The 14,404-nt window shown below is 41.7% G+C and carries 9 protein-coding genes; 5 read left to right on the top strand and 4 right to left on the bottom strand.

The window, feature by feature from the left end:
• Positions 1 to 20 precede the first annotated feature (20 nt).
• A complete protein-coding gene (locus ACPPVU_RS19505) occupies positions 21 to 2,078 on the bottom strand; it encodes a M13 family metallopeptidase (RefSeq protein ID WP_426668349.1) in 2,058 nt (685 codons plus the stop codon).
• 453 nt (positions 2,079 to 2,531) lie between these two features.
• A complete protein-coding gene (locus ACPPVU_RS19500; protein WP_426668348.1) occupies positions 2,532 to 6,068 on the bottom strand; it encodes an FtsX-like permease family protein in 3,537 nt (1,178 codons plus the stop codon).
• A gap of 302 nt (positions 6,069 to 6,370) precedes the next feature.
• On the opposite strand from ACPPVU_RS19500, the gene ACPPVU_RS19495 reads away from it, so the two are divergent.
• Together ACPPVU_RS19495 and ACPPVU_RS19490 are read left to right on the top strand one after the other, a co-directional pair.
• Positions 6,371 to 9,055, top strand: coding sequence for a valine--tRNA ligase (locus ACPPVU_RS19495; RefSeq protein WP_426668346.1), 2,685 nt, complete (start codon positions 6,371 to 6,373; stop codon positions 9,053 to 9,055).
• Between the two features lie 97 nt (positions 9,056 to 9,152).
• A complete protein-coding gene (locus ACPPVU_RS19490) occupies positions 9,153 to 10,958 on the top strand; it encodes an ATP-binding protein (RefSeq protein ID WP_426668344.1) in 1,806 nt (601 codons plus the stop codon).
• Here the strand turns inward: ACPPVU_RS19490 and ACPPVU_RS19485 are convergent.
• The gene (locus ACPPVU_RS19485) at positions 10,955 to 11,413 is read right to left on the bottom strand and encodes a type I restriction enzyme HsdR N-terminal domain-containing protein (RefSeq protein ID WP_426668343.1); all 459 of its coding nucleotides are present in this window, start codon (positions 11,411 to 11,413) and stop codon (positions 10,955 to 10,957) included. The two genes, ACPPVU_RS19490 and ACPPVU_RS19485, sit on opposite strands and share 4 nt — an antisense overlap.
• Positions 11,414 to 11,580: 167 nt before the next feature.
• On the opposite strand from ACPPVU_RS19485, the gene holA reads away from it, so the two are divergent.
• Positions 11,581 to 12,603, top strand: coding sequence for a DNA polymerase III subunit delta (holA, locus tag ACPPVU_RS19480; RefSeq protein ID WP_426672209.1), 1,023 nt, complete (start codon positions 11,581 to 11,583; stop codon positions 12,601 to 12,603).
• Positions 12,604 to 12,798: 195 nt separating this feature from the next.
• Positions 12,799 to 13,164, top strand: coding sequence for an RNA recognition motif domain-containing protein (locus tag ACPPVU_RS19475; RefSeq protein WP_426668342.1), 366 nt, complete (start codon positions 12,799 to 12,801; stop codon positions 13,162 to 13,164).
• A 117-nt stretch (positions 13,165 to 13,281) separates the two neighbouring features.
• Here the strand turns inward: ACPPVU_RS19475 and ACPPVU_RS19470 are convergent, their stop codons facing one another.
• Complete coding sequence (locus ACPPVU_RS19470; protein WP_426668341.1) at positions 13,282 to 13,566, bottom strand: hypothetical protein; 285 nt, start codon at positions 13,564 to 13,566, stop codon at positions 13,282 to 13,284.
• Between the two features lie 114 nt (positions 13,567 to 13,680).
• Here ACPPVU_RS19470 and ACPPVU_RS19465 point away from each other — a divergent pair, with 114 nt between their 5' ends.
• The gene (locus ACPPVU_RS19465; protein WP_426668340.1) at positions 13,681 to 14,394 is read left to right on the top strand and encodes a hypothetical protein; all 714 of its coding nucleotides are present in this window, start codon (positions 13,681 to 13,683) and stop codon (positions 14,392 to 14,394) included.
• Positions 14,395 to 14,404: the final 10 nt, after the last annotated feature.

Raw genomic sequence — 14,404 nt, 5'->3', positions numbered from 1 at the left:
ACTTAAGATTCAGAACTCAATTACCAAACCTTCGTTCTATCCTCAGGCTTTTTATACATTTTATCACCGGGCTGTACATTAAACGCAGCATACCATGCATCAATATTGGTTATTGGCGCATTTGTGCGGTATTGCTCAGGTGAGTGCGGATCAACAAGAATACGTTGAGCTGCGGCTTCCGGACGCTGTGAACCACGCCAAACCTGTGCCCAAGATAAAAAGAAACGCTGATCAGGTGTAAATCCGTCAATTTTGGTATCAGATTGGCCTTCTTTTGTTTTCTTAAAGGCAGCGTAAGCCACGTTCAATCCACCAAGGTCAGCCAGGTTTTCGCCCAGGGTAAGTTTGCCGTTTACATGAATGGTATCCAAAACAGTAAATGCATTGTATTGAGCAACCACCTGGTCGGCACGGAATTTGAATTTATCGGCATCATCTTTTGTCCACCAATCGCGTAATGTACCGTCACCATCGTACTGACGACCCTGATCATCAAAGCCGTGTGTCATTTCGTGACCGATAACAGCGCCTATACCGCCATAGTTTACGGCATCGTCGGCACCAAAATCAAAAAATGGAAACTGTAATATACCTGCCGGGAATGTAATATCATTATTGGTTGGGCTGTAGGAAGCATTAACAGTAGGCGGACTCATACCCCAGCGCGCTCTATCAACAGGTTTGCCCAACTGACTGGTAGAATAATTATATCTCCATATTGATATGCGGCGTAAGTTGCCCGCATAGTCATTCCGCTCGATCATTAAACCGGCATAAGGCTGCCATTTATCCGGATAACCGATCTTCACTGTAAACGCAGCCAGTTTTTTAAGTGCCTTTGCCTTGGTGGCATCGCTCATCCAGTCGAGGTGTTGTATACGTTCGCCTAATGTTTCTTTTAAGTTATTCACCAGGTTTACCATGTATTGTTTGGCGGCGGGCGTGAAGTATTTCTCTACATATAATTGGCCCAGTAATTCGCCAATGCTGCCATCCACCAGTCCTGACATACGCTCGTCGCGGGGCGTTTGTATTTTTTGTCCGCTTAAAGCACTGCTGTATTCAAAATTTGCTTTTACAAATGGTGAACTTAATGCTCCGGAAAAACCCTTTAGTATGTTCCATTTCAGATAGACTTTCCAGTCTGCTACTGATGTGGAAGCAAGTAAATCATCGGCTGCTTTAAAGAAATCGGGCTGTGCCACCAATACAGTATCCTGTCCGCTTACCTTCATCAAAGGCATTAATTGCGACCAGTTTAAATGTGGTGTGGTTTTATCAAAATCAGTTACCGAAAACTTATTGTAGGTTTTATTAGGATCGCGCATGGCTACACGGCTCAATTGTGCTTTGGCCAGCGTGGTTTCCATCGTAAATATTGTTGCAGCATTTTTTTCCGCATCGGCCTGGCTTGTGCCTGTTAGAGTAAATAGCGTTATGATGTACTGCCTGTAGGCATCCTGTATTTTTTTGGTACGGGCATCATCCTTTAAATAATAATCCCTATCGGGTAAACTGATGCCTCCCTGGTTAAATTGTACAATATTTTTTGTGGGATGTTTTGAATCTTGTCCAACACCAAACCCAAATAATGGGTTGCCCTCGCCATTTGTACGTTCATAAACGATTTCAGCAATAACACCGTTCAGATCAGCCACTTGGTTGATGCGGGCCAGATCGGGCTTTATGGGGTTGTAACCTAGCTTTTCAATAGCAAGGCTGTCCATGCCACTGGCATACAAGTCACCAACACGTTGTTTCAGGCTGCCTTTAGGTAAGCCCGGTGTTTTACTTACTTCTTTCAGTAAGCCAAGTAATTTATCCGTATTTTCCTGGTGAAGGATATTAAAGCTGCCCCAGCGTGTTTCTTTGGCAGGGATAGCATTTTGCTTGATCCAGGTACCATTGGCGTAATCAAAGAAATCATCGCCGGGTTTAACTGAGAGATCCATGTTAGCCGGATCAATAAATTTTGTGGGAGGGTCGCCGGCATTCTTTTTACCACCATCGGGTGTAAATGCCACTGCAGCCAATACAACTGCGCCTGAAAGCATCAGATATTTGAACTTCAATTTCATGTTAGTTAGTTGAGAAAAGTTGAAGTTAATAATTTACCTGTAATAGATGCAAAACAGAAAGGACAGTTTTTAGCGGTTGAACCAGCTGACTAATGTGTAAAAGCCAATCTTCCGCAGCAGAACATCCAATATTTTGTGGCTAAAGTTCATTTTCATAGTTTTTATGTAGTACAACGTTATAAACTATGCTATTGTAAAAATATTGTGATAAAGCGCCCTTAAATCTCTTTCGTTGCTGGCTTAGAACAATTAGTTTATTAAAACGGTCATACGCAATTCCTACTCATTGCGCAAACTTCTTGCTGGATTGGCCAACGCGGCTTTGATGGCCGTATAACCTACCGTTGCCCATGCGACCAGGATTGAGCCTATGATGGTTATTATAAAAAGCGCGGGACCTAAATTTAAACTTCGGACAGCGGGGCAAATAAAAAAGTCGAAATACATAGCTTACTATTCTGTCTTCAAACTTTTTATCGGGTTTGCCAATGCGGCTTTTATAGATTGGAAGCTTACCGTTAGTAGTGTGATCAGCATGGTCACAATAGCAGTACTAATAAATATCCACCAGGAAACATCAGTATGATACTGATATTTGTTCAGCCAGTTATGCATGAAGTAATAAGCCACAGGCGAGGCAATAATTATCGAAACAAATACCAGTATGGCAAAATCTTTCGATAGCAATTGCCACAGGCCGAATACCGAAGCGCCAAGCACCTTGCGTATACCTATTTCTTTAACACGCTGTTCGGCCATGAATGAAGCCATACCAAACAACCCAAGACAGCTGATAAATATAGCCAGGCCGGTGAAGGCGGTTGCCAGCGTACCTATGCGTTCTTCGTTACCGAATTCTTTGGCATATTCCTGGTCAACGAAATGATACTCAAATGGCTGTTGCGGATTCTCGGTTTTTAACACCGAAGCAATGTTGCTGATAGCTTTACCAGCGCTCATTTTCGGGCTGATCTTTAGCAGTAAACAACCTCCCGGCCATTTCGCTAAAAAATAAACCATAGGTTGCACCTGTCCATAAGGCGAACGGTTAATGATGTCTTTAGTTACGCCTATGATCCTAAATTTTTCCCCAAAAAAGGTTATGTAGTTTTCTGTCGGTTTTTTCATGGTCATAAAATCAGCTGCTGCCTGGTTGATGATCACCGCTGCTGAATCGGAAAGGAATGATCGCGAGAAGTCGCGGCCTGCGCTAAATTCCCAGCCAATGGTTTTGCCATAATCGTATGAAATATCGTCCTGGCTGAAACTGGCATCCAGATGGGGGTCTTCTCCAGGCCATGCGACGCCGCTGGTAGTACCAGCAACTTTGTTAGGTGGAGCATCTGCTTCGGCCATTTCCGTTATTGTGCCATTGCTCGCAAGGGCCTGTTTTATCACATCAAAATGTTGGTGGAGTTCATAAGTTCGGACGGGTATGGCAACCAATCTGTCCTGGATGTAGCCTACAGGGCGGTCTTTGGCAAAAAGTATCTGCCGGATAACCACAAGGGTACCGATGATCAGCACAATAGAAACTGTAAACTGAAGTACCACCAGTACTTTACGCGGGGCCGAAGCCAGCCGCCCGACCCGGAACACCCCCTTTAATACCTTCACGGGCTTAAATGACGACAGGTAGAGTGCCGGGTAACTGCCGGTGATAATTGCGGTGATGAAGCTGAGACCAATTCCGGCGAGCCAAAACGCAGGGTTGTTCCAGGGAATGACGATTTGTTTACCGGTCAGCTGATCGAATGCTGGAACACTTAACACGACCAATAGGATGGAGGCCAAAAATGCCAGCGATACGCAAAGTAACGATTCAGTGTAAAACTGGTATATCAATTGGCTGCGGGATGAACCAATTGCCTTGCGAATACCTACTTCGCGCGCGCGTTTCTCAGACCTGGCTGTACTTAAGTTCATGAAGTTAATACAGGCCAGCAGCAGTACAAACACCCCTACAATACCAAACAGCCACACATATTGTATTTTGCCACCAATGTTTTTTCCGTCCTTAAACTCGCTGTACAAATGCCATTTACTCATCGGCTGCAGGAACAGCGCCGGTTTCGCTTTAGCTGAAACCGGTTTTAAATGCCGCAGCTGTTCATCCCTGATTTTTAAAGATACTTTCCCGAGGTCGGCATTATCAGCCAATTGAACATATAAATTAACTTTGCCTGGCCCCCATGGCTCGCGCATTTCGCTCAGTCTATAATCTGTATAATAACGGTCCCAGCAACCAATAAAAGCCAGACCGGCAAGCGTGGTATTTTCAGGCAGATCTGCATAAACGCCGGCTACTTTCAGGTTATCCTGATTGTTCATCTTCAATACTTTAGTCATGGGGTCCGCATTTCCGAAAAATGCCTTAGCTGTCGACGCTGATATCAATATAGATGATGGGTCCTTTATAGCATCGCCCCTCCCCTCAAGCATATTTAGTGTGAACAGGTCCGGACCGCCGGTTTCCATAAAGGCCCCTTGTTCAGTCAGTTTTTTGTCGCTTAAACCCAGTATATAATCTCTCGGGAGCGTCGACATTACTACAGACTTAAAATCGCTGCCATAGTTTTTGCGCAGCGCGGCTGCTAGGGGATATGGTACCTGGAACGAGGTTTTCACTTCGCCATTATTGGTCACATTTTGTGCCACCTCCGCTATATGGTGATAATTATCGTGATACTTATCAAAGGATACTTCATCCAAAACCCACAAGCTGATTAGCATTACCACTGCCATACCCACTGCAAGGCCACCTATATTAATGAGCGACAATGCCTTATTCTTAATAAGGTTGCGCCATGCGACCATTAAATAATTTCTAAACATATAGTTGCGATTTAACTTGTCGTGAGGCCACTTTGGCGTGGTTTCATGTCTCGAAATTACAGCTGCAAACCTGGAGCGATGTGTCAAATTATAAAATGGTAGTTCTTTTTTATATTCCGCAGGTGTTTTTCCCGTCAGCTCTTTGAATGCGCGGTGAAAGGTGCTTTGGGAGTTGAACCCGGAATCATAGGCGATGCCCATCAGCGTTAAATGATCATAAGCATGGTCCTGCATTTTTTGCGCTACTTCAGCCACACGGTATTCATTGATAAAATCATTAAAGCTTTTTTTGAGCGCAGTATTAATTATCCGGGATAATTCGTGCGTCGTCAGACCAAGCTTGTCAGCCAGCGAGGTTAAGCTTAATTCCGGGTCCTGGTAATATCGGTTCTCCTTAACGATCCTCTTTAGCCAAATACCTTTTTGCTTCAGATCAGCAGTGGATGATGGTCTTGAGACAAGCGCCTCCGCTTTCATCCCGGCCTCTGGTCTTAAATGGGCTACTACTGCGATCCAAATAATGTCTCCCATTAAAAGTAGATACAGGGGATAATAAATACTTATGCCTGATTGGTAATAATAATATACCGCTGTAAAGGGTATCCACAACAGCCATAACAGTCCCAAAACGGTCAGTAAGCGATGCAGCCAGCGCAATTGATGGTGGTAGCGGTCACTCATCTCGTTAAATTTCAGCCCTTGATAAAAGCGTTTTATCAGCCTATGAGAGAAATACAGGTAGGTGATGACCGAAATAAACGCCAACACCGACAATACAGGGTTTAGTTGCTGAAATGCCAGCTGAACGCTTAGCTCCAGAAACAACGGACTAAAATGCAAAAGGTCCTTGAAGCATAACTTAAATTCAGGTCGGGTAATTTTGAGGACATAAAAGTAAATGAGGGGTCCAAGTGCCAGTGAGAACCGGAGCGGTATACAGGCCCAAATAGGAAAAATGGCTGCCAACCCTATGTCAATCGCTAAAATGCGGGCTGTCCACAAAACACTAATCATCAGGGCTAACGCCAAATACTTATTAGCTGAATGATAAGCCCGCTTGCTGAATCCTAAAAGCAGGGAGAAATTTATTCCAATGATTATCGCTACCAGAAAGGCCAGGTCAAATAGGGTAATATGGAATATGTACGGCTTCAATAGTCCTTATCAGATCAATAGCTGTTTCAAATCTATAAAATTATTAAAAGATAATAGGCTGATAAGCAAATCAATTTGCTCTCGGTGTATTAAAACCGAAGGTTATATGTCCTCTATCGATTTTTTTTGTTCAGACGAAGGCCTTACAATTTAATCAGAGGCCCCGAGGGGAAACGAACCCCGTTGAAAATCATATTAAATTTGTGATAGAATACGTAACCCATCTACAAAGATTAAGGCTCTTCGGGAACTATCAACTATGAGCCATGAACTATTCGCCGAATTCTCTATTTTTGCACGCTATGAGTATTTCTAAAACGTATCAGCCCAAAGAAGCAGAAGATAAATGGTATAGCTATTGGTTAAAGCACAAGTTTTTCAGGTCGGTGCCTGATGAGCGTGAGCCTTATACTATAGTCATTCCGCCGCCGAATGTTACCGGCGTTTTGCACATGGGCCACATGCTGAACAATACAATTCAGGATGTATTGATACGCCGTGCCCGCATGAAAGGTAAAAATGCCTGCTGGGTACCTGGAACTGATCATGCCAGTATTGCTACTGAAGCCAAAGTTGTAGCCATGCTTAAAGAGCGCGGCATCAATAAAAAAGACCTTAGTCGTGAGGAATTTCTGAAGTATGCCTGGGAATGGAAAGAAAAATACGGTGGTATTATACTTGAACAATTAAAGAAACTAGGCGCATCCTGTGATTGGGACCGTACCCGTTTTACAATGGATGATGACCTGTCTGAAGCGGTGATCGATACCTTTATCCATCTTCATAAAAAGGGTTGGATATACCGTGGTGTACGTATGGTAAACTGGGATCCGCAAGGGAAAACTGCAGTTTCGGATGAAGAAGTTATTCGTAAAGAAGTTAATCAGAAGCTTTACTATATTAAATATGCGGTAGCCGGTGAGCGCGGGGCGGATGGCGAAAGTCAAAAATCGACTTCGGACTTCGGACTTCAGACTTCAGACTTCCTTACCATTGCAACCACCCGCCCGGAAACCATTATGGCGGATACTGCTATCTGTATTAATCCTAATGATGAAAGGTATAAGCATTTGCATGGTAAAAAAGCGATCATTCCGTTAATAAATAGAGAAATACCGATCATCCTGGATGATTATGTGGAGATGGATTTTGGTACGGGATGCTTGAAAGTTACACCTGCACATGATCTGAATGACTATAATCTGGGTATTAAGCACAACTTGCCGGTTATAGATATTTTGAATGATGATGGAACGCTGAACGAAAAGGCAGAGATACTGATAGGCGAGGATCGTTTTGCCGCCCGTAAAAAGATCGCTGTTTTGCTGGAGAATGCACACCAGTTGGCAAAGGTCGAAGACTATAAATCGCAGATCGGGTTCAGTGAACGTACTGATGCGGTGATTGAGCCGAAACTATCCATGCAATGGTTTTGCAAGATGGAAGAAATGGCCAAGCCCGCACTGGATTATGTGTTGAAAGGTGATATTAAACTGATCCCGGATAAGTTTGTAAATACTTATAAGCATTGGATGGAGAATGTTCATGACTGGACAATCAGTCGCCAATTATGGTGGGGACAACAGATACCCGCATGGTATTTATCGGACGGACAATATGTAATTGCTAAAAATGTAGATGAAGCTTTGGAGTTGGCTAAGGGGAAAACTCAAAACTCAAAACTTACAACTACCGACTTAAAACAGGAAGAAGACGTAGTAGATACCTGGTTTTCTTCATGGTTATGGCCGATATCTGTGTTTGATGGTTTTAAAGATCCGAATAATGATGATATCAATTACTATTATCCAACTAATGACCTGGTAACTGCGCCGGAGATATTGTTTTTCTGGGTAGCCAGAATGATCATGGCGGGGCATGAGTTTAGGGGTGAATTGCCTTTCAGAAATGTTTATCTGACCGGTATTGTACGTGATAAACTGGGCCGTAAGATGTCTAAATCATTAGGTAACTCACCTGATCCGCTGAACCTGATTGAAGAATATGGTGCCGATGGTGTAAGGGTGGGGATGCTGTTAAGCTCACCTGCTGGTAATGACTTGATGTTTGATGAGGAGCATTGCAAACAGGGCCGTAATTTCTGGAATAAGGTTTGGAATGCCTTCAGTTTAGTTAAAGGTTGGAAGGTAGATGATAATCTTGAAAATCCGAATAAAATAGCTAGCGAATGGTTCAAAAGCCGCTTTAGTCAGGCCTTAACCGAAATAGAAGATGACTTTGCCCAATATCGTTTATCGGAAGCATTAATGGCTACTTATAAATTGGTATGGGATGACTTTTGTGCCTGGTATCTGGAGATGATCAAACCGGCTTATAAGCACCCTATCGACAGGGAAACTTATACACAAACAATAAAGCTCTTCGAAGATATTTTGAAAATCCTTCATCCATTTATTCCGTTTATCACTGAGGAGCTATGGCATGATGAAGTTTTCGGGAAACGGGGCGAAATGGATTGCTGCATAGTTGCCCAATTACCAAAAATTGAGCAAATAAATGCCCATTTGCTGGAAGATGTAGAAATAGTTAAACAGGTGGTTACGGATATCCGCAACACCCGTAACAGTAAACAAATATCTCCGAAAGAAGCGCTGGCTTTATCGATAAAAGTAAACTCAAAAATTAGTTATAGTCAATATGAGCCTATCATCCGTAAGATGGGTAATATCAATGAATTCAATATTGTTGATGAGAAGGTAAATGGTGCGGTTAGTTTTATGGTATCGAAAGACGAGTTTTACATACCGCTGACCGGGAATATAGATACTGCTGCTGAAACTGAAAGACTGACCAAAGAGAAAGAATACCTGCTTGGATTTTTAAAATCGGTAGATGCAAAATTGGGTAACGAACGTTTTATGAACAATGCCAAACCCGAGATCATCGATAACGAATTAAAGAAAAAAGCGGATGCTGAAACTAAGTTGAAAATAATTGAAGATAACCTGGACTCTTTGGCAAACTAATTGTGTATAACAATACAATCTTGAAAATTAATGTTTGTGAATCTTTCCGGGCATCGTAATTTTAAGAGTAATTTTACACATCGGTAAAGCCCTGTAAATGAACAGAGACGTAGGTTTTTTTAACTTCTCAGTAAATAAAATATTAACCAGGGATCAGACCATCCTTGATCAGGCCCGGATACGTTTACTATACTATGGTTTATGGCTTGCAATTATTACTGTTGCGGCAATATTGGCTACACTTTATATCCAGCATCGTCAGATACTCAGCTACAGCACAAGTATGCTGCTATTAAGTATCCTTATCCTGTTCAAATATTTAACATTTAGGCCAAGGTGGGGCATCATATCACATATTTTGCTGGTACTGGGTACCATGGTCAATCTTACCAATGTGTTTATTACGCTTCAAAGCGTAAATATTGTTACTGCCCAAATCACTCTTCTGATCATCGTATTTAGCTTTTATATGCTCGGGCAAACCTGCGGACTATTTTATTCGCTGGTTAACCTGATTCCCATCCTGATATTTTTGGTGCTTGAATATGATAATACCTACTTTATACCTTTAAAGCCAAAGGTGGTAGACGGATCAACCATGATCATAGCCATTTTTGCCAATTTTATATTTATAATATTCATTCAAAATCACTTTTACCGGGCATTTATCAAGAGTATAAAGCAGTTGAAAGCTACTGCCGAAGAGCGGGGAAACCTGAATGTAGAGTTTGAGAAAGCAATAGAAAAAGTCGAGAAATCATCCCAGGCAAAATCCGAATTCCTTTCTACCATGTCACATGAGATACGGACCCCTATGAACGCGGTGATAGGAATGACGAACTTACTCATAATGGGTAACCCAAGGCCAGATCAGAAAGATAATTTGGATATCTTAAAATTTTCTGCCAATAACCTGTTGGCATTGGTAAATGATGTACTGGATTTTAACAAAATCGAATCGGGCAAAGTGGTGTTTGAAAATCTCAAGTTTAACCTGGTTGAGCTGATGCAAAATGTATGCGGGGGACAAAAGCTGAAAGCGGAAGAAAAGGGACTTAATTTTATATTGGAGATAGATGATAGCCTTAGAAACAGGGAGTTTTTTGGTGACCCGACCCGTTTGACCCAAATCGTTTTCAATCTGATAAGTAATGCTATTAAGTTCACCCATACCGGAAATGTTTGGGTGAAAGTTACACAGCTTGAAGATCGGCATAATACAGTTACAGTCGATTTTGCTGTTAAAGATACCGGCATAGGCATAGAAAAAGAAAATCTTGATGCCATATTTGAGCCTTTTACACAGGAATCTATAACTACTACGCGTCAATATGGAGGTACCGGTTTAGGGCTGGCTATAGTAAAACGCCTGTTGGAGCTACAAGGTTTACAAATGAGCGTTTTAAGTCAGCCGGGAATAGGTTCGGAATTTTCATTTAATCTGGAATTCCCTGTTTCAACCGAAACCGCTACCGAACTGGCCGAAAAACAACCATTGGTATTAAACGGGAATGAAGGCATGAACAGCCTCCGTGTGCTGATAGCAGAAGACAACCTGGTGAATGTGATGCTGATGAAGAAGCTGTTTTCTAAGTGGGGCATTACGCCAACCATTGCCGAAAATGGTGAGCGCGCAGTAGAGATAGCTCAATATGGTAATTTTGATATTATCCTGATGGACCTGCAGATGCCGGTAATGAATGGATTTGATGCAGCTGTTGAGATCAGGAAAATACGCGACCCTAAAAAAGCCAACACGCCAATCATCGCGTTAACTGCATCGGCACTGTTAGATATTAAAGAACGTGTATTTAGCTCGGGGATGAATGATTATGTCTCAAAACCGTTTAAGCCTGATGAACTGCGTGAAAAAATGCAGAACCTGGTGACTACAGTTATTTAGAGCGCAATTTCTTTATAATCGGGCAGGGCTTCAATAAACTGATATTTTTCATTTATAAAATCAATACGGCAGTAGTAATGTTTTAAGCCGTTACTTACAGCGAGCAAGGCCACCTTGTGCACCATATTGTATCGGGCAACCTGATCAAAAACCTTTTGGCTGATATTAACAGAAGGTGCTTTGCATTCAATCAATAATATCTTTTCACCCGAAGAATTGAAAACCACAATGTCCGTTCGTCGGGCATTTCCATGAAGCTTTAATCCTCCTTCCAGTTTGATCAATGATTTCGGATACCCTTTTTGATTGATGAGGTACTGTACAAAATGCTGCCTCACCCATTCTTCGGGCGTGATCACGATATGTTTTTTACGGATATCGTCAAACAATGTCAGCCGGCCATTTTGCTCAGTGATCTTAAAAGGATAGGGGGGTAATTCAAGTGGCTGTAACATGGCCTCAAAGTTAGTTGATTGGGTTGAAATGGTTATAAAAGTTGTAAATGTTATAAAAGTTAAATTGGTTTTTACAACGCCCCTTTCGACATCTTCAACCATTACAACCACTACAACATTTCCAACGTCTCCAACTTCCCCAAAAATAACTACTTTTGAATTCCAGTATGACTGCCGACGATATTATAAAAGACCTCAAAAACCGCAAGTATAAACCGCTTTACCTGCTGCATGGCGAAGAGCCTTATTTTATCGACCAGGTAAGTAATTATGCCGAGCATCAACTGCTTTCGGAAGCAGAGCGTGGGTTTAACCAAACGGTATTGTATGGTAAGGATACTGATATTATGGTTGTGCTTAACGCGGCTAAACGTTACCCGATGATGGCCGAATACCAGGTTGTGCTGGTAAAAGAAGCGCAGGATATGAAGTGGGGGAGGGACGATGATGATAAAAAAAGCATCAATCCACTGCTCAATTATCTTGAGAATCCCTTAAAAAGTACAATTCTTATTTTTTGCTATAAGTATGGAAAGTTTGACAAGCGCAAAAAAACGTACAAGGCGATTGAAAAAAACGGAGTCATTTTTGAATCGGCTCCGCTTTATGATAGCAAGATACCGTCGTGGATAGAAGCTTTTGTTGCCGGGAAAAAATACCGGATCGATCCGCAAGCCTCAGCTATGCTGGCCGAATATTTAGGCAATGACCTGTCTAAAATTGCTAACGAGATGGAAAAGCTGATGTTGAATGTTCCAGTTGGGCAAACGATCACCTTGCAGCATGTACAGGATAATATTGGTATCAGCAAAGAATACAATGTTTTTGAACTGCAATCTGCATTAAGCAGGAAAGACCCTTTCAAGGTAAACCAGATCATTAATTATTTTGAGGCGAACCCAAAGGCTAATCCAATAGTGCTGGTATTAGGGAATCTGAACAATTTTTTCAGTAAAGTGCTGCTTTATCATTATGCCAAAGACAAGTCGCCGCAAGGCCTGGCGCGGGAATTGGGTGTAAGTCCTTATTTTATAAAGGATTATGAATTAGCGGCCCGCAATTATAATTACGGAAAATCGATGCAAATAATTAGTTTGCTGCGCGAATATGACCTGAAAAGTAAGGGCGTTGATTCAAATTCGGGCAATGGTGAACTGATGAAAGAATTAATGTTTAAAATTCTTCATTAATTTAAAACAAACCCTTAGAGAGATTGTTACATGGCAATAGAGTAAGCTTAAATAATAAGTAATAAAGTTTTTTATAAATATTAATTTATAATTTATACCCAGTAAATAAAAAAATGTGCACCTTTACTATTGACTCCCATTGGCGTTACAAAGTGATGTTAAGCACTGCATCTTAACTATTTAAAAATTTAATTAATGAACATTTTCGTAGGAAGCCTTCCTTTCAAAGTACAGGAAGCAGATTTAAAAGAACTCTTCGAAGCATTTGGAGAAGTAAGCTCAGCAAAAATTATTAACGACAGAGAAACCGGGAGAAGCAAAGGGTTTGGTTTTGTTGAGATGACGGATGATGAGGCAGCAAAAAAAGCGATTGCCGAATTGAATGGGAGCGAAGTTGCAGGCAGAAACATTGTAGTAAACCAGGCTGAAGATAAAAAGCCCAGAGACAACAGCAGAAGCAGCGGTGGTTACGGCGGCGGCGGTGGTAACCGTGGCGGTGGTGGCGGCTACGGCGGCGGTGGCGGCGGTGGTTACTCAAGAGATAACCGCAGGAGCAGATAATTCTGACCAGATTTGAATAGCGCTACGCCTGGCGTGGCGTGCTTATATATTAAAATCAAGGAAGTAGATACTTCCTTGATTTTTTGCGTTTTATTTTTGCCTATCTCTAATAGTACGCTACATCCGCAATCGCAGTGATACGGAGCGGCCCAACGCTAATACAAGGCCTGGGTCAATTGTACTATCACCATCTTTTTGTACCCATCCCCTGTCTTTATCCTTCAGTAATCCCACTTTTTCGCCATCCAGCATTAACTCAAGCTCGGTAGTATACTGATCAATCAACTTACTGTTAATGATCTGATACGTATGATCCGTATCATTAAATGTTATTCTTAATTGTAATCCCATATCCTCTATCTTCCGACTGTAAAGATAAAATTGTTGGCGATATATTGTCAATTTTTTCTTAAAAAGAAATATCAAAAAATATTTACTATTTGTGTATCAATATAGAATGAATAAATAGTTATTTTCCCTGTGATATAAAATTGAACCTTCATCAAACTAAAAACCATGGAAGAACTGGCAAAACAGGTTAAGATATTAAAAATATACGCCATCGTATTAACCATTATTGTGATTGCGTGTATAGCAGCTGTATTTAAAATGATGCATACTGACGGGCACTTTAATGAAATAACAGCCGGCAGAATTAATATAGTTGAGCAGGATGGTAAATTAAGAATGGTGATCAGTAATCACGAAAATCAGCATCCGGGCTCCTATAATGGGAAAGACCTGCCTAAACGGGACAGACCAGCGGGTATGATATTTTTTAATGATGACGGTGATGAGTGCGGCGGGCTGGTTTATGATGGAAGCAAAAAAGGAGCGAGCATGACCTATTCCATCGATCAGTATAAGAACGATCAGATCATGCAGGTACAATATGCGCAGGATAAAGAAGCCAGCGGACTAAATAGAAGTTATGGGCTAAAGCTGTGGGACCGGGATGACCGTTTCCCTACAGGCAGACTGATTGACTATGTAGACTCCTTGAAAAATCTAAAAGATACCGGTGCTTACAACGCTGGTATAAAAAAAGTGCGTGCCGAGGGATGGTTAGGTAGAGAACGGCTTTTTGTCGGAAAAGATTCCGATGGTGAAGTGGGATTATTTTTGCGGGATGACAAAGGCACACCCCGCTTAAAAATATACATCAATAAACAAAATCAACCGGTTATTGCAACACTGGACGATAAAGGGAAAGTGATAGCAACCAGGTAAAGTATATTAA

It is taken from the genome of Mucilaginibacter sp. McL0603, assembly GCF_049992945.1.
Classification (GTDB): domain Bacteria; phylum Bacteroidota; class Bacteroidia; order Sphingobacteriales; family Sphingobacteriaceae; genus Mucilaginibacter.
The sequence above is the reverse complement of the archived record's forward strand: the minus strand, read 5'-3'. Positions and strand labels throughout refer to the sequence as shown.